This is a genomic window from Nitrospirillum iridis (assembly GCF_014205765.1).
Lineage (GTDB): Bacteria > Pseudomonadota > Alphaproteobacteria > Azospirillales > Azospirillaceae > Nitrospirillum > Nitrospirillum iridis.
In genome coordinates this window covers 1-16,696 of the sequence record NZ_JACIIZ010000009.1, presented here as the reverse complement: position 1 = coordinate 16,696, position 16,696 = coordinate 1, and the positions used below count along the sequence as shown (strand labels likewise).

Genomic DNA, 16,696 nt, shown 5'->3' with positions numbered 1-16,696 from the left:
TCTCTCGGGGCCCGGCGTCGCCAGTGTCACCCAAGGCGGGGCGAAAGGCTATCCGAACCGGCGGCGGATCAGATGATCCAGCGACAGGGCGCCGGGCCCGCGCAGCAGGATGGGTACCAGCACCGCCGACCATAGCAGATGGTCCGGCCAGCTTTCCGGATAGACGAAGATCTCGATCACCAGGGTCATGCCGAACAGGGCGCCAGCCGACAGGCGCGACGCCAGGCCGATAACCAGCAGCACCGCGCACAGGTTCTCTGTGATGCTGGCCAGCACGGCGGCCACCTCCGGCGGGACCAGGGGCACCTTGTACTCATCCCGGAACAGGTCGAAGGTGCTGTCGTTGATGTGGAAGCCGGTCACCTTGGTCTGGCCCGAGCGCCAGAAGACGGTGGCGGCCGCCAGGCGCCACAGCAGGGCGTCCAAGCCCCGGGGCACCCGCTCCAACCGATGGATAAGGGCAAAGGCCAGGGCCACCGGCGTTGGCTTGGGGTCGGTCGTCGTGCGCACCGTCATGGCAGTTCCACTCCGCTGAAAACCTGCGCCGCCAGCAGGCCGGTTAATTCGTGTTCCAGATCGAAGGCCGCGTCCAGGGCCAGCGCGTTGTCCCAGGCGGTCCCCAGGGGCAGGCCGGCGGCCAAGGCCATCAGCAGCGCGAAGGCGCCCGGCGACAGGCGGATCAGCAGCACCTCGGCCGCCGGGCGGACCAGCAGCACGTGGCTGTCGCCCGCGGCCCGCGCCGCGTCCAAATCCACCGCCGGGTCCCCGCTGTCCACCTGGTTGGCGCGCCAGATCAGGTCAACCGGCCAGGGGGAGGTGACGAAGCGATGGCTGGGGTGCAGGCGCCAGACGCTGTCCTCCACCGCATCGCCCAGGGCGGCCAGCGCGTTTGGGTCCACGGGCGACGCTTCGGCCGCGTGGTAGGCATGGGCCCACGCCGCCTCCAGCCGGGCGACATCGCCAAGATACGGCAACTGTCTCCCGACGGCGTGGCCGGCCAGCCAGGCGGGGAAACCGCCGCCATAGCGCAACAGGGGCGCCTCGCTGGGCGGCTGGTGGCGGATATAGGTCTGGGCCAGGCTGGCGAAGCAGGCATCCCCCACCAGGCGCTTCACCACCGGGAAGGTGTCGCCCAGGACGGCGGCCAGGCTGCCCAGGGTGTTGTCGCGGTGCAGGCTGGCGTTGGGCAGCGGCGGCAGCTCACCCGCCTCCGGTGGGGCCAGAACCCAATCGCGCAAGGCCCGCTGACGGTCAAGCAGCGCGGGCATGGGGCCCTCCGCGTGTCATGGTTTGGGCGATGGCATCGGCCTGCGCGGCCTCCGCCAGCAAATCGGCCAGCGGCGGGATATTGGCGTCGCGCTCCACCAGCGTGGGCTGCGGGCCGAACCGATCCAAGGCCAGGCGGTACAGGTCCCACACGGCGGCGCTGACCGGCGCGCCGTGGGTGTCCAGCAGGACGCGGCGGCCGTCGTGATCCACCGGCTCATGCCCGGCCACATGGATCTCGCCCACGATATCGGGCGGCAGGGCCTGCAGATAGCGGTCCGCGTCCAGGCCGACATTGTGGGCGCTGACATGAATGTTGTTGACGTCCAGCAGCACGCCGCAGCCGGTGCGCCGCGCCAGTTCCGCCAGGAAGGCGGCCTCGTCCCAGTCGCTTTCCGGGAAGGCCATATAGCTCGATGGGTTCTCCACCAGGATGCGGCGGCGCAAGGCGGCCTGCGTCTGGTCGACATGATCGGCCATCAGCGCCAGGCTGGCATCGGTATAGGGGATGGGCAGCAGGTCGTTCAGATAGGTGCCGTCGATGCGGCACCAGGCCAAATGTTCGGACACCAGCTCCGGCTGGTAGCGGTCGACCAGGGCCGCCAGGTCGGCCAGATGGGCCGTGTCCAGGGGTTCCGCCCCGCCCAGCGACAGGCCGACGCCATGGATGGACAGGGGATAGGCCTCCCGCAGGGCGGTCAGCCAGCGGTGGGCCGGCCCGCCGGCGCCCATGTAATTCTCGGCATGCACTTCCAGGAAGCGCAGGGGGGGACGCTGGGCCAGCAACTCGGCGGTGTGGCGGGCCTTCAGGCCGATACCGGCGATGGTCATGGTGGCGCCCCTCCCTGCTTCAGTGCTTACTTCTTGGCGGGTTCGGTGCTGCCGCCGGAGATCTTGGCGCAGGTGCCGGCCGGGACGGCGATGAAGGCGCCCGGGTCGCGGTCCTTGGTGGCGTGACCGGCGCAGGAGTTGCTGTCGGTCTTGCAGTCATTGTGGCCGGCCTTGACGACGCCGTAGCACTTTTCCATGTCCGCGGCCTTCGCCGGGGCGGCGGCCAGGGTGGCGCCGGCGACGGCGGTGGCGACGATCAGGCCCAGGCCCAGACGGCGGGTGATGGTGGTCTGCATGGTGTGTTTCCCTCGGTTGGTGGGGTGTTGCGATGGACCGAACCGTAGTCCCATCCACCCCATCCTGTGAAATGCAGGGGGGGTATGGATTCGATAGCGCCTGGATATGGCGGCTGGTTGTCGCAGCCGCCGGGGGGCTTGCGGTCTCGGCGGGGACCATGCCAGGGTTGCCGCGTCCCCACCTCAAGGCGCCGCCGCCATGGACCTCACCACCGCCCTCGCCGCCCTCGCCGAGCGCACCTTGACCGCCCGCGACCTGGCGGAGGCCTGCATCGCCGCCCGCGCCGACCGGCCGGAGGGGCGGGACAACCCCTATGTGGCCTTCAACGCCGGCTTGTTGCGGGCCCAGGCCGATGCCGCCGCCGCTCGCCGCCGGAATGGCGAGCCGCTGAGCGACTTCGACGGCATTCCCGTATCGTTGAAGGATAATTACGGAACCGGAACAGTCTGCGGCGGTACCTGGCCGGTGTTCGCCGGCTCCCCCCGCCGCCTCCCCGCCGCCTGGAACCGGCCGGGCGGGGTGGTGTCCGGCCTGCTGGCGCGGGGGGCGGTGGTCACCGGCAAGACCCGCATGGTGGAATTCGCCTTCGGGGGCTTGGGCGCCAACGGCCATTGGGGCACGCCGCGCAACCCGATCGATACCATCAATCATCGCGTGCCCGGCGGGTCCAGCACCGGCGCGCCGCTCAGCCTGGTCGAGGGCTCCGCCCTATTGGCGCTGGGCACGGACACGGCGGGCTCGGCGCGCATTCCGGCGTCGTGGAACGGCCTGTATGGCTATAAAAGCTCGCGCGGCCACCTGGCCACCGATGGCATCGTGCCGTTGTCCCCCCGTCTGGACACGGTGGGCCTGCTGGCGCTGACGGCGGCGGATTTGGGGGCAGGCTACCGCCTGTTGACCGGCGCGCCGGTCGCTCCCCTGGCCGACATCGGCGCCATCCGCATCGGCCGCGCGCCGGCCGTGCTGTGGCAGGATTGCAGCCCTGGCGTGGTCGCGGCGGTGGATGCGGCCCTGGACCGGCTGGGCCGCCTTTTCCAGCCGGTGGACACGGTGACCGTGCCCGGGTTGGAGGAGGCGTTGGCCCTGTTCCGGCGGGGCGGCCTGGCGGGGGCGGAGATCTTCGGCCTCCTCAGCCGCGACCTGCCGGCCTGGCTCTCCAGCCTGGACATCTATGTCGGCCCCCGCATCCGCGCCGCCGCCGATGTGTTGGACTATGCCGAACGCGTGGCCTTCCTGGACCGCTTCGCCGCCGGCGCGCGGGAGATGTTTCACGACGTGGATGTGGTGGCCCTGCCCACCGTGGCCATCACCCCGCCGCTGGTGGCGGATTTGGGCGATCCGCTGGCCTATGGCCGCGCCAACCTGCTGGCGCTGCGCAACTGCTGCGTCGCCAATCTGGGCGACATGGCGGCTGTCACCCTGCCGGTGGGCACGGATGCGGCGGGAATGCCGGTGGGCCTGCAACTGCTGGGCCCGCGCGGCGCCGACGCCCGCCTGCTGGCCATCGCGCAAGCGGCGGCGGGGCATCTGGCCGTTGAGGGTTAGGCGTCGGAGCGATCGGTCTTCAGTCGGCGGGCGATCGGCTTGAGGAAGTCGTCGACCAGGACATAGAGGCCGAAGGCCATGAGAAAGCCGCCCATGGCCAAGCCACGCCAGAAAATGGCGTGATGGGAGACGATCTGCCTGTCGATGATGTAGGCACCGCCACCGATCATCAGGGCCATGACAATGAACAGCATGACCTTGCGTATCCGCGCACCCACGACATCATCCTCGCGCCAGCGTTGCTCCGTGCCTTGGTAGCACAATCACCCTCCGTTTGACATGGCAGGGCTGTGCGCTCGCGGCGATGCGCCCCGTGCGCCGGCTCTTGCCTGGTGCGCGAGGCTAACGCATCGTGGCGGCACAAAATTCCGGCAGTTCAGTCCCCGAACCAAAGGGAAACCCCATGCGCCCTAGCCTCCGGCCCGTCCGCCTGCTGTCCGTTGCCCTGCTGGCGGGGGCGGCCTTCCATGGCGGCGGCGCCCAGGCGGCGGGCATGGGGGCCAAGCCGGCCAAGCCCGAGGCGCCGGCGCCCGAGGTCGCGGCCGTGGGTCCGGTGGACGATCATCCCGTGCTGCGGGAGATCGCCGCCCAGGTGGACCCGGCGCAGCTGCACGCCACCATTGAGACGCTGGTGTCCTTCGGCACCCGCCACACCCTGTCCGACGCCACATCCCCGGATCGGGGGATCGGTGCCGCCCGCGGCTGGGTCAAGGGCCGGTTCGAGGCTATCTCCAAGGACTGCGGTGGCTGCCTGACGGTGGTGACGCCGGCGCAAGTGGTGACGGGCAAGCGCGTCCCCAACCCGACGGAGGTCATGGACGTGGTGGCCGTGCTGAAGGGCACGGAGGAGCCGGAGCGGGTGATCGTTATCGCCGGCCACCTGGACAGCCGCGTCACCGACGTCATGAACGCCACGGCCGACGCGCCCGGCGCCAACGACGACGCCTCCGGTGTGGCGGCCGCCATTGAGGCGGCGAGGGTGCTGTCCCACCACAAGTTCCGCGCGACCCTGGTGTTCGCCGCCCTGTCGGGGGAGGAGCAGGGGCTGCTGGGCGGCAAGGTGCTGGCCGACTACGCCAAGGCCCAGGGCTGGCAGGTGGAGGCCGACCTCAACAACGACATCGTCGGCAACATCCAGGGTGAGGACGGGGTGGTGGACAACACCCATGTCCGCGTCTTCTCCGAAGGCACCAAGGCGGTGGAGACGGTGAAGCAGGCCAACCAGCGCCGCTATTCCGGCGGCGAGGTCGACAGCCCGTCGCGCAATCTGGCGCGGTATATGGATGGCATCGCCACCCGCTACCTGGATAACTTCAGTGTGCGCATGGTCTACCGCACCGACCGCTTCGGTCGTGGCGGCGACCAGGTGCCTTTCCTGGAGGCCGGTTCCCCCGCCGTGCGCGTGACCGAGGCGCATGAGAACTACACCCGCCAGCACCAGGACCTGCGGACCGAAGGCGGCATCCACTATGGCGACACCATCGACGGGGTGGATTTCCCCTACCTGGCCCAGGTGACGCGGCTGAACGCGCTGACCATGGCCAGCTTGGCCTGGGCGCCGGCCCCACCGTCGGATGTGAAGGCGGAAGGGGCGGTGAAGCACGACACCACCCTGTCCTGGGCCAAGGTGCCGGGGGCGGCGGGCTATCGCGTCTGGTGGCGCGATACGGTGGCGCCGACCTGGCAGCATGACCACTGGGCGGGCGACGGTGTCACGGTGACCTTGCCCAATGTCGTCATCGACGATTGGTTCTTCGGCGTCTCCGCCGTGTCCAGGGACGGGTTTGCCAGCCCTGTCGTCTATCCGGGCCCGGCCGGGTCCTTCGTCGCCGTGCCCGATCCCGCAGGACAATGATGAGCAGCACCTCTTCCAACACCGCGCCTGAGCCCGAAAGCCCTGGAACCACGGCCGGTGGCCGCCGCTGGGGCGGGGCGCTGCGCCATCCCGCCTTCCTGCGCTACTGGTTCGCCCGCATCCTGTCCATGGGCGCTTTGCAGATCCAGGCGGTCGCCGCCGGCTGGGCCATCTATGACCGCACCGGCAGCACCATGAACCTGGGCCTGATCGGCCTGGCGCAGTTCCTGCCGTCGGTGGGGCTGGTGCTGGTCACCGGCCATGTCGCCGACCGGCTGGACCGCCGGCTGATCATCACCGTCTGCGTGGCGGTGGAGGCGGTGGCCATGGCCATGACCGGGGTGGTGCTGGCCTCGCCCGGGCTGCCGGTGTGGCTGGTCTATGCCGCTGTCATGCTGTTCGGCGCCGCCCGCGCGTTCGAGGCGCCGGCGTCATCCGCCCTGCTGCCCAACCTGGTGCCCAAGGCGGATTTCCCCAACGCGGTCGCCATCAGTTCCTCCGCCATGCAGGTGGCGGGCGTGCTGGGGCCGGCGCTGGGCGGCGTGCTCTATGCCGGTCTGCACTATTGGGTGTTCGGCGTGGGCGCCGCCTTCCTGCTGCTGGCCGGCCTGATCGTGCTGGGCGTCAAGGCGCCGTCACGCTCCGTCGTCCGCGCGCCGGTCAGCTGGGACGGCATCCTGGGCGGGGTGCGTTATATCCGCCTGCATCCCATCGTGCTGGGCGCCATCTCGCTGGACCTGTTCGCCGTGCTGCTGGGGGGCGCCACCGCGCTGTTGCCGGCGCTGGCACGCGACCAGTTTTCCGCCGATGCCGGCCTGCTGGGCCTGACTGGTCCCATGTTGCTGGGCGTCATGCGCGGTGCGCCGGGGGCGGGGGCCATCCTGGTGGGCCTGACGCTGGCCACCTGGCCGTTGAAGCGCCGGGTGGGGCCGGTCATGCTGGCCTGCGTCGGCGTCTTCGGCCTTGCCACCATCGTCTTCGGCCTGACCCATTCCCCCGCCATCGCGGTGCTCAGCCTGCTGGTCATGGGGGCCGTCGACATGGTCAGCGTCTTCGTGCGTCAGACCCTGGTGCAACTGGGCACGCCCGATGACATGCGCGGCCGGGTCAGCGCCGTCAGCGGCCTGTTCATCGGCGCGTCCAACCAATTGGGCGAGTTCGAATCCGGCCTGACCGCCGCCTGGTTGGGCACGGAACTGGCGGTGGTGGTGGGGGGCATCGGCACGGTGGCCGTGGTGGCGCTGTGGTGCTGGTGGTTCCCCGCCCTGCGCCGCGCGGACCGGCTGGACGGGGCCGCCGCCGTTTGAGCATCGCCGGCTTTCGGCGGGCCTGCACGTGCGGCGGGGCGCCCTGTCACAGACCCCGTTCGTACCAGGGCCGGCTGGACTTCACCAGGTGGACCACGGATAGCATCACCGGCACCTCGACCAGCACGCCCACGACCGTGGCCAGGGCGGCGCCGGAATTCAGGCCGAACAGGCTGATGGCCGCGGCCACGGCCAGTTCGAAGAAGTTGCTGGCGCCGATCAGGGCGGCCGGTGCCGCCACGCGCCAGGCCACGCCGAACTGGCGGCTCAGCAGATAGGCCAGGCCGGCGTTCAGATAGACCTGGATGAGGATGGGTACCGCCAGCAAGGCGATGACCATGGGCTGGGCCAGGATTTGCCGCCCCTGGAAGCCGAACAGCAGAACCAGGGTGGTCAGCAGGGCCACCAGGGACAGGGGCTGTAGCACGGACAGGACGCGCTTCAGCCGCGCCTCGCCGCCCGCCAGCAGCGCCCGGCGCCAGGCCTGGGCCACCACCACGGGCACGACGATATAAAGGGCGACCGACAGCGCCAGCGTGGCCCAGGGCACGGTGATCGAGGCGACGCCCAGCAGCAGCCCCACCAGGGGGGCGAAGGCGAAAACCATGATGAGGTCGTTCAGCGCCACCTGGCTCAGCGTGTAATGGGGCTCGCCATCGCACAGATTGGACCAGACGAACACCATGGCCGTGCAGGGTGCGGCTGCCAGCAGGATCAGGCCGGCGATGTAGGACGGCCCCTGGTCGGCGGGCAACAGGCCGGCGAACAGGGTGCCGATGAACAGCGTGCCCAGCAGCGCCATGGAGAAGGGCTTCACCGCCCAGTTGATGAACAGGGTGACGGCGACACCCCGCCAATGTTCCTTCACTTGCGCCAATGCGCCGAAGTCTATCTTCAGCAGCATGGGGATGATCATGAGCCAGATCAGTCCGGCTACCGGCAGGTTGACCTTGGCCACCTCGGCGGCGGCGATGGCGCTGAACGCGTCCGGCAGCAGGTGCCCCAGCGCGACGCCGGCGATGATGCAAAGGGCCACCCAAAGACTGAGGTAGCGTTCGAAGCGGGACATGGGGGTGATCCTCAAACGCTGATGATCCGGGACATAAGGGTGGCGTTGGACGGGCACAGGCCCCGCGCCTGGGGCGTGGCCAGGACGGTGGCGGGGGCCTGGTCCCGGGACATGGGCTTGAAGCCGGCCTTCTCGAAGAAGCCGCTGGCCGAATTGGTCAACAGCCAGGCCCGTTGATGGCCTACCTCCCAGGCGCGGCGCAACAGCAGGGCGACCAGGTTGCGGCCGATACCCCTGCCCCGCGCGGCGGGGGGCACCGTCACCGAACGAACCAGGATATCCGGGCCCAGGGGCACATACCCACCATGGCCCACGGGCACGCCGCCCAAGGTGTGATAGGCGAAGAAACGGCTGGCGCCCTCGCCCAAAGCCCGTACGCCCAGGTCCTCCACCGGCAGGCCGGCCGCGGTTAGCGCCCCCGTCAAAACCGGGTCATCGGAAGTGATGGGCGCGTCCGTGAGGAAGGGCGATCCTTCCTCCTTGTCGATATCCCCCTGGGGAAGGCGCGGTAGCAGGTCCAGCACGACATCCGACGGCCGGCAGAGCGCGACCCCGCGGGCGGTGACGACGATGGGGCGGTTGATCAGGATGGGATGCGCCACCATGACGTCCAGCAGATCGGCGTCGGTCCATTTGGGGTCATCCAGGCCCAGTTCCGCATAGGGCGTCCCCTTGCGGCGCAGCACTTGGCGCACCGGCATGCCCATCCGCTGGATCAGGCCGGCCAGGACGTCGCGCGTGGGCGGCGTCTTCAGGTACTCCACCATTTCGGGCTCGGTGCCGGCGTGCCGGAGAAGGGCCAGGACGTTGCGCGATGTGCCGCAGGCGGGGTTGTGATAGATCGTGGCCCCGGTCATGCCGTCGGCTCCTGGTGGCCGGCCATGTCGTCCAGATGGCGCTTGAGCGCCAGGCGGTCGAGGGAGGCCAGGGGCAGGCTGGTGAAGGCGCGCAAGCGGCGGTCGATTTGCCCGTAGATGCCGGCGGTGAAGGCGGCTTTCTCCGCGTCCGAGCCTTGGAACGACGACGGGTCGGCAAAGCCCCAATGCGCCGTCACGGGATAGCCAGGCCACACCGGGCACACCTCCCCGGCGGCGTTGTCACAGACGGTGAAGATGAAATCCATCTCCGGGGCGCCGGAGACGGCGAACTCATCCCAGGTTTTGGAGCGCAGGCCGGAGACGTCATGCCCCAGCCGTTCCAGCAGCGCCCTCACGACCGGGTTGATGCGGCCGGTGGGTTGGCTGCCGGCGCTGTACGCCCGGAAGTGGCCTTCACCGATACGGTTCAGGATGCATTCCGCCATCACGCTGCGCGCGCTATTGTGGGTGCAGAGGAACAGGACGTTGAAGACGCGCTCGGTCATCAGGGGCCTCAGGGTGGTGAACGACGCCATCAGGCATCGACGGTGGGTTTCGGGCAGCAGGCGACCAGGTCGGACAGGGCGGTTCCGCACAATTCGGGCAGGCCCCGGCAGCAATCCTCCATGAGGAAGGCCAGCAGGCGGCGGGTGCCCTCATAATCGGTGGCATAGTAAATCTGTCGCTGGACCCGCCAGGAGCGGAGCAGGCCCGCCCGCTCCAGGATGCCCAGATGGTGCGACAGGGTGGACGCCGGCACACCGATATGGGCGGCGATGTCCCCGGCGGTCAGTCCGTCGGGCCCCGCCTGCACCAGCAAGCGGAAGACGCCGAGGCGCGTTTCCTGGGCCAGGGCGGCGAACGCCTCGATGGCGGTCTTCTGTTCCATGTCCGGTCCAACCTTTCGGAACCTCTTGGGGACATCCGCTCAGGCGGGCTTCTCATGGCTCATCGCCACGGCGCCCAGGTCGGGCCGGGGCTGGCGGGCCGCCGCTTCCTTGCGCTCGCTGTAGCGGTCGACCATGTAGTCGGCGCGATCGCGCACCAGCAGGGTGAACTTGACCAGTTCCTCCATCACGTCCACGACGCGGTCGTAATAGGGGGATGGTTTCATCCGGCCGGCCTCGTCAAACTCCTGGTAGGCCTTGGCCACCGAGGACTGGTTGGGGATGGTCACCATCCGCATCCAGCGCCCCAGCACGCGCATGGCGTTCACCGCGTTGAAGGATTGGCTGCCGCCCGAGACCTGCATCACCGCCAGGGTCCTGCCTTGCGTGGGCCGCACGCTGCCCGTTTCCAGGGGCAGCCAGTCGATCTGGCTCTTGAACACCCCGGTCAGTGTTCCGTGCCGCTCAGGCGAACACCAGACCTGGCCCTCCGACCAGACGGACAGGTTCCGCAATTCCGTGACCTTGGGATGGGTCGGCGGCACGCTATCGGGCAGCGGCAGGCCGCTGGGATCGAAGATGCGGGTCTCGCAGCCGAACCGCTCCAGCAGGCGCGCGGCTTCCTGGGTCAGGAAACGGCTAAAGGACCGCTCCCGCAGCGAGCCATAGAGCAGCAGGATGCGCGGCGGGTGCGTGGAAATATGCGGTGGGTTCAGCTTCTCAAGGTCGGGGATGTCGAACCGAAGGGCGTCGACGTTCGGCAGATCGTTCATGCGTGTCCGCGCCTGTTGAATGTGTCAAGGGCTGTGCATACGGACAGAATATTTCTATAATTGTGGAAATGTCAAATCATCGGGTGGTGGATGGGGTGAACGGGGGGCTTGGCTGGTCCGTGCGGTGTAAGGGTGGCCTGGGAAGTTTGCCTTGAACAAGGGCGTAACGTCATCACATGACCCGCTGCTTCAGCATCATCCTTAGGCGGGGAGGCCGGGTGGGGTGATGGCACCATCGGCGCCGCATGACATTTCGGGGGCCTGTCCAAGCCACTCTTCTGGCGCGGTCCCTTGCAGGCAGCCTGCAGGACTGATGCATTGTCAGAAGTATTATTGGGGATATGTATTACAAAAAACCCTCATGAAAATGTTATTTCGGGTAAATTTGAAGAAAAAAAGGTGTAAACAGAAATGATTTTGGGTTGTGACGGTTTCTGACGGCCGCTGTTCCCAAAGTTGTTTGATGTCACACTCTGTAAGAATTATTAATATATTAAATTCAATTAAGCTCATATCGCTCATAGCGTAGTTGACAGAACTGCTATACATAAGCGAATGGAGAGTGGGCGCTTATCTTTTTAGGTAAGAGTCCAGCCAAAGCAAGGGGCTTTGGGCCAGGCGCAATCGGGTTGGGGATCGCGGCTTGGGATAATGGCAAGGCGGGGCGCAATCCCCCAATGCCTATCCCTGCACGCTGTTCACGCATCCAGCCCGCGGCGGGTCTGAATTCATGGCGTGACAGGCGGGGCGATGATGAAGCGTACGAATTTTGGCAAGACGTTGCTGGCCGGTTCCTCCCTGGTGGTGGTCGGCATCGCGCTTGCCGGTGGGCGATCCGCCCAGGGCGCGGACATCACCATCAGCACCTCCATCAGCACCGGCACGGTGTGGAGCGGCACGGCATCCCCCAGCAGCAACCTGACCGTCACCAACAGCGGCACGATCAACACCGCCAACGCCTATGGCATCACCATCACGGGCACGGCCGGGTCGCAACTGGGGACGTTGCTCAACAACGGCCAGGTCATCGACACCGCGGCCAACGGCCGCGCCGTGTTCATCCAGGCCGGCAGTGTGGCGGCCTTCATCAACAATGGCACCGTCACCGCCAGCACCTACGCTTTGTGGAACGCCGGGTCCCTGGGCACCATGAGCAACACTGGCCTGATCAATGGCCGGCTGGTCAACCAGAGCACCATCGGCGCCTTCTCCAACGCCGGCACCCTGACCTACACCTCGTTCACCTGGGATAACGAATCCCAGATCCGCACCTTCACCAATAGTGGCCTGATTTATGGCGACCGCGCCGTTTACAGCCAGGGCACCATCGGCACCCTGATCAACACCAACACCGGCACGATCCAGGGCACCATCAACGCCATCACCATCACCGGCGTCGGCGGTATCAACTCGATATCGAACAGTGGCCAGATCATTGGCAACGTCCTCAACAGCGGCACCATCACGCCCACCATTTCCGGCGGCGCCGCCAGCACCATCGGCACTTTCACCGGTACGCTGGGCAGCATCGGCACCATCACCAGCGCCAATGCAGGCCTGCAGTTCTCCTCCGGCAAGCTGTACCTGAACGACTTCATCAACGTCGGCACCAACACGGTCACCAACGCCGGCGCCTCCCTGATCGTGGAGCACACGCTCAGCATCACCGGTACGCTGACGCAAACGGCCGGCACCCTGTCGGTGGTTGCTGGCGCGGGACAGTTGGTGGTCAACCGGCCGGTCAGCATCACCGGCGGCACCATCCTGTCCAGCGTGTCCAGCATCAGCAACTACCTCGCCGGCAACTACACCCTGATCGCCGCCGCCGCCGGGTCCAGCTACACCGGCGCCACCATCGTCACCAGCACACTCACCGGCCTGTCGGCGTCGACCAGCGTCAGCGGCAACAACCTGGTGTTGACGGCCGTGAACGACTATGTCGGCGGCACCCTGACCACTCTCACCAATAGCGGCACGCTCAGCGGCGCGAAGACCGCCCTCTATGTCGCCGCCACCGGGTCGGTGGGCACCCTGACCAACAGCGGCACGCTGTCCGGGACCACCAGGGGCATCTTTTTGAATTTCGGTGCCCAGGTCGGCACCATAACCAACACCGGCCGCATCGTCGCCGTGGCGGGGGCGGGTGCTGCCGGCGGCATCGCCGACGCCGGCACCATCGCCGCCATCGTCAACACCGGCACCATCATCAGCGGCGCCAGCAGCGGCATAGGCCTGAACCAAAATGTGTCCTCGATCGGCCAGATCACCAACAGCGGGCTCATCAGTGCCGCCACCGGTGGCATCTACAACCAGGGCACCATCGGCACCCTGAACAACAGCGGGCGGATCCTGGGGGCCCAGGGCCTGTCCATCAATGGCGGTACCGTCGGCCTCATCAACAACAGCGGCACCATCAGCGGCAGCAGCCGGGGTATCTATCTCAGCGGCATCCTGGGCAGCGTCAACAACAGTGGTACCCTGACCGGCCCCACCGCCCTGTACGCCGCGTCCGGTGCCACCGTGGGCACCATCACCAACAGTGGGCTGATCGCCGGCAAGATCGTCAATCTCAGCACCAACGCCCTGACCATCAGCGGCGGCACCGGCGCCACCATCGGCACACTGACCGGGCAAACCGTCACCAACATGGGCAGCATCGTCAACACGCTGTCCAACCTGGCGTTCACCAGCGGCAATCTGCTGCTGAACGACAATATCAATGTCACCGGCCACACGGTGGTGAACAGCGGCGCGTCGCTGGTACTCAACACCGTTGTCAACGTCACCGGCGCCTACAGCCAGACGGCCGGCACCCTGGTCGTTGACCCCACCCAGGGGGGCTTGATCGCCAGCGGTGCCGCCAACCTGTCCGGCGGCACGGTGCTCTCCACCTTCTCCGCGACCGGCAACTACCTGGCTGGCGCCTACACCCTGGTCAGCGGGTCCAGCCTGTCACTGGCTGGCGCCACGGTCACCATCAACACGATCACCGGTCTGTACCGGTCCAGCAGCACGGTGGGCAACCGCCTGCTGCTCAACGTGACCAACGACTACGTCGGCGGCACGCTGACGTCGCTGACCAACGCCGCCGCCCTTACCAGCGCGAACACCGGCCTCTATGTCGCCACCACCGGCCGTGTGGGCACCGTCACCAACAGCGGCACGCTGGGCGGCAGCCAGTTCGGTGTCAACAACCGCGGCACCATCGCCACCCTGTCCAACTCCGGCCTGATCACCAACAGCAACTTCACCGCGCTGTGGAACCAGGGCAGCATCGGCCAATTGGTCAACACCGGCACCATCACCAACAGCAGCTGGGCCATCCTGAACAGCGGCACGCTGGCCACCGTGACCAACAGTGGCGTCATCAGCGGTGCCGGCAACGCCATCCAGAACAATGGCGTCATCACCCTGGTCAGCAACAGCGGCACCCTGTCGGGTGGCAGCAACGCCATCGCCGGCACCTTCGCCACCATCGCCAACAGCGGACTGATCAAGGGCGACATCAATAAGTCCGGCGGCATCGTTGGTACCATCATCGGCGGCGGCGCCGGCACGATCGGCACCTTCACCGGCTTCAGCGGCGGCACCCAGGGCACCATCGGCGCCGGTGCCAACCTGGTGTTCGCCTCCGGCGCCCTGCTGCTGAACGACAGCATCGCCGCCGTCGGCATCTCCGCCAGCGCCCTGACCGTCAGCAACATCGGCGCCGACATCACGCTGTCGACCATCGTCAACGTGACGGGCAACTACAGCCAGACCGGCGGTACGCTCAGCCTCGGCGGCACCGGCAAGCTCGCGGTCAGCGGGGCGGCCAGCATCACCGGCGGCACCGTGGCGGCAAGCGCCAGCGGCCTGTCAGCCACCACCACATATCTGGTGGGGTCGGTTGGCAACACGCTGGTGACCGGCGGGGTCGGTTCCAACTACACCGGTGTCAGCCTCAATGTCAGCGGCGGTGTCACCGGCCTGAACTTCACCGGCACCACCAGCGGCACCAACCTGGTGCTGATGATCGGCAACGATTATATCGGCGACACCCAGGCCAGCATCGGCAACACCGCCAGCATCAGCGGCGTCAGCTACCCCCTGTACGTGGCCAGCAGTGGTACCGTCGGCACCCTGACCAACAGCGGCACGCTGACGGGGGCCAACAGCGGGCTGAGCAACAACGGCAGCGTCGGCACCCTGTCCAACAGCGGTTACATCTCTGGCTCGGCCAAGGGCCTGGGCAACCAGTCCACCATCGGGCTCCTGGTCAACACCAGTGGCGGCACCATCCTGGGCGGCACCGCCGCGGGTGCACAGAACGACCGCTACCTGGGCACCCTGTCCAACGCCGGGCTGATCAGCTCCGGCTCCGCCGGCGTCGCCGACTACGGCACCATGGGGCTGCTGACCAACAGCGGCAGCATCAACGGTGGTCCGCAGGGCGTCTACATCGACGGCAGCGGCACGGTTGGCACCCTGAACAACAGCGGCACCATCACCGCCGCGCAGAGCGCCATCCAGGTGTCCGGCACGCTGGATATGCTGGTCAACAGCGGCGTGATCGCCAACGCCACCAACGCCTTGAACATCGCCGGCACCCTTGGCACGCTGATCAACCTGGCGGGCGGCACCATCAGCGGCAGCAATGCCCTCTACCTGTCCGGCACCCTGGTCAACGGCTTCAGCAACAGCGGCGTGGTCCGGGGCACCATCGACAATGAGACCGCCGCCACCCTGACCATCAGCGGCGGTGCCGCCGGCACCATCGGCACCCTGACCGGCCAGTCCGGCATGGGCACCCTCGTCAGCACACTGGGCAACGTGGTGTTCGCGTCGGGCAACCTGGTGCTGAACGATCGCATCGTCGCCACCGGCCGTACCGTCAGCAACCTCGGCGCCAGCCTGTCGCTGACCAGTATCGTCAGCATCACCGGCGCCTACAGCCAGAGCGCGGGCACCCTGGCGGTGTCCCCAGGTGGCCGGCTGGCGGTCAGCGGTGCGGCCAGCATCACCGGCGGCACGGTGCTGTCCAGCCTGTCCAGCACCAGCAACTACTTGGCGGGCAGCCTCTCCACCTTGGTGAGCGGCGGGGTCGGGTCCAACTACACGGGCGCCACTGTGGTCAGCGGCGTCACCGGGCTGGCCAGCGGCGGCAGCGTCAGCGGCACCAGCCTACTGTTGGCGATCGGCAACGACTATATCGGCGGCACCTTGGCCACGCTGGCCAACACCGGCACGCTGAGCGCCGCCACGGCGGTGTACATCGCCTCGACCGGCACCCTGGGCACGCTGGCCAACACCGGCACCATCCTGGGCAACATCGTCAACCTGTCGGCCCAGGACCTGGCCATCGCCGGCGGCACGGCCGGCACGGTGGGCACGCTGACCGGGCAGTCGGGCGTCGGCACGATCCGCAACACGCTGGGCAACCTCACCCTGTCGGGTGGCCTGCTGCTGAACGACACGGTCAGCGTGACCGGCCACACCCTGGTCAACGCCGGCGGCACCATCGGCCTGGCCAGCATCATCAGCGTCGACGGCGCCTACAGCCAGGCGGCGGGCACGCTGGTCGTGGCTGTTGGCACGGGCAAGCTGGTCGTCAGCGACGGCGCCGTGGTGAGCGGCGGCACCATCGCCCTCAGCGGCGCCCCCGCCACCGCCAACTATCTGGTGGGCCAGGGCAGCGGCACGGTGATCCAGGGCGGCGTCGGCTCGTCCTACACCAGCCTGACCTACAGTTCTGGCGTCACCGGCCTGGCCCTGGCCGGTACCACCAGCGGCACCAATCTGCTGATGGCGGTGGGCAACGACTATGTCGGCACCGTGCTGGGCACCCTGGCCAACAGCGGCACCATCAGCGCCAGCACCGCGGTCTATGTGGCGGCGACGGGCTCCCTGGGGTCCTTCAGCAACACCGGCGTGTTGACGGGCGCCAGCGCGGCGCTGAACAACCTGGGCACCATCGGCTCGATCAGCAACGGCACGCTGGGCACCCTGGGGGTGATGGCCGGCGGCGTG

14 protein-coding genes are annotated in these 16,696 nt (G+C 67.9%); 4 read left to right on the top strand and 10 right to left on the bottom strand.

Annotation, left to right across the window (positions count from 1 at the left end):
- Positions 1-48 precede the first annotated feature (48 nt).
- From FHS74_RS16255 to FHS74_RS16240, 4 genes are read right to left on the bottom strand one after another with little or no spacing between them, the layout of a single operon-like run.
- The gene (locus FHS74_RS16255; RefSeq protein WP_184802425.1) at positions 49-516 is read right to left on the bottom strand and encodes a DoxX family protein; all 468 of its coding nucleotides are present in this window, start codon (positions 514-516) and stop codon (positions 49-51) included.
- On the bottom strand, positions 513-1,268 hold the full coding sequence (locus tag FHS74_RS16250) for an HvfC/BufC N-terminal domain-containing protein (RefSeq protein ID WP_184802423.1): 756 nt from the start codon (positions 1,266-1,268) through the stop codon (positions 513-515). Before FHS74_RS16250 ends, FHS74_RS16255 begins: the two co-directional genes overlap by 4 nt.
- A complete protein-coding gene (gene bufB / locus FHS74_RS16245; RefSeq protein WP_184802421.1) occupies positions 1,252-2,097 on the bottom strand; it encodes an MNIO family bufferin maturase in 846 nt (281 codons plus the stop codon). The genes FHS74_RS16250 and bufB overlap by 17 nt, the downstream gene beginning before the upstream one ends.
- A 26-nt stretch (positions 2,098-2,123) precedes the next feature.
- Positions 2,124-2,393 (bottom strand): BufA1 family periplasmic bufferin-type metallophore, encoded by a 270-nt coding sequence (locus FHS74_RS16240; RefSeq protein WP_184802420.1) that lies wholly within the window; start codon positions 2,391-2,393, stop codon positions 2,124-2,126.
- Between the two features lie 199 nt (positions 2,394-2,592).
- On the opposite strand from FHS74_RS16240, the gene FHS74_RS16235 reads away from it, so the two are divergent.
- The gene (locus FHS74_RS16235) at positions 2,593-3,939 is read left to right on the top strand and encodes an amidase (RefSeq protein WP_184802418.1); all 1,347 of its coding nucleotides are present in this window, start codon (positions 2,593-2,595) and stop codon (positions 3,937-3,939) included.
- Here FHS74_RS16235 and FHS74_RS16230 read toward each other — a convergent pair.
- On the bottom strand, positions 3,936-4,202 hold the full coding sequence (locus FHS74_RS16230; protein WP_184802416.1) for a hypothetical protein: 267 nt from the start codon (positions 4,200-4,202) through the stop codon (positions 3,936-3,938). The two genes, FHS74_RS16235 and FHS74_RS16230, sit on opposite strands and share 4 nt — an antisense overlap.
- Before the next feature lie 140 nt (positions 4,203-4,342).
- On the opposite strand from FHS74_RS16230, the gene FHS74_RS16225 reads away from it, so the two are divergent.
- Both FHS74_RS16225 and FHS74_RS16220 read left to right on the top strand, forming a co-directional pair.
- A complete protein-coding gene (locus FHS74_RS16225; protein WP_211106348.1) occupies positions 4,343-5,794 on the top strand; it encodes a M20/M25/M40 family metallo-hydrolase in 1,452 nt (483 codons plus the stop codon).
- Positions 5,794-7,101, top strand: coding sequence for an MFS transporter (locus FHS74_RS16220; protein WP_184802414.1), 1,308 nt, complete (start codon positions 5,794-5,796; stop codon positions 7,099-7,101). The genes FHS74_RS16225 and FHS74_RS16220 overlap by 1 nt, the downstream gene beginning before the upstream one ends.
- Before the next feature lie 46 nt (positions 7,102-7,147).
- Here the strand turns inward: FHS74_RS16220 and arsB are convergent, their stop codons facing one another.
- Genes arsB through arsH form a run of 5 tightly spaced genes read right to left on the bottom strand, consistent with a single transcriptional unit; the run spans position 7,148 to position 10,687 of the window.
- Positions 7,148-8,170: an ACR3 family arsenite efflux transporter gene (gene arsB / locus FHS74_RS16215; protein WP_184802412.1), complete on the bottom strand. Its 1,023-nt coding sequence runs from the start codon at positions 8,168-8,170 to the stop codon at positions 7,148-7,150.
- Positions 8,171-8,181: 11 nt separating this feature from the next.
- On the bottom strand, positions 8,182-9,027 hold the full coding sequence (arsC, locus tag FHS74_RS31305; RefSeq protein ID WP_184802410.1) for an arsenate reductase (glutaredoxin): 846 nt from the start codon (positions 9,025-9,027) through the stop codon (positions 8,182-8,184).
- Positions 9,024-9,533 (bottom strand): arsenate reductase ArsC, encoded by a 510-nt coding sequence (locus tag FHS74_RS16205; RefSeq protein ID WP_184802408.1) that lies wholly within the window; start codon positions 9,531-9,533, stop codon positions 9,024-9,026. Before FHS74_RS16205 ends, arsC begins: the two co-directional genes overlap by 4 nt.
- Positions 9,534-9,562: 29 nt before the next feature.
- Positions 9,563-9,916, bottom strand: a complete 354-nt coding sequence (locus FHS74_RS16200) for an ArsR/SmtB family transcription factor (protein WP_184802406.1) — start codon at positions 9,914-9,916, stop codon at positions 9,563-9,565.
- Between the two features lie 39 nt (positions 9,917-9,955).
- Positions 9,956-10,687, bottom strand: a complete 732-nt coding sequence (gene arsH / locus FHS74_RS16195; protein ID WP_184802404.1) for an arsenical resistance protein ArsH — start codon at positions 10,685-10,687, stop codon at positions 9,956-9,958.
- A 750-nt stretch (positions 10,688-11,437) separates the two neighbouring features.
- Here arsH and FHS74_RS16190 point away from each other — a divergent pair.
- A partial coding sequence (locus tag FHS74_RS16190) for a beta strand repeat-containing protein (RefSeq protein ID WP_211106347.1) occupies positions 11,438-16,696 on the top strand: 5,259 nt, incomplete at its 3' end.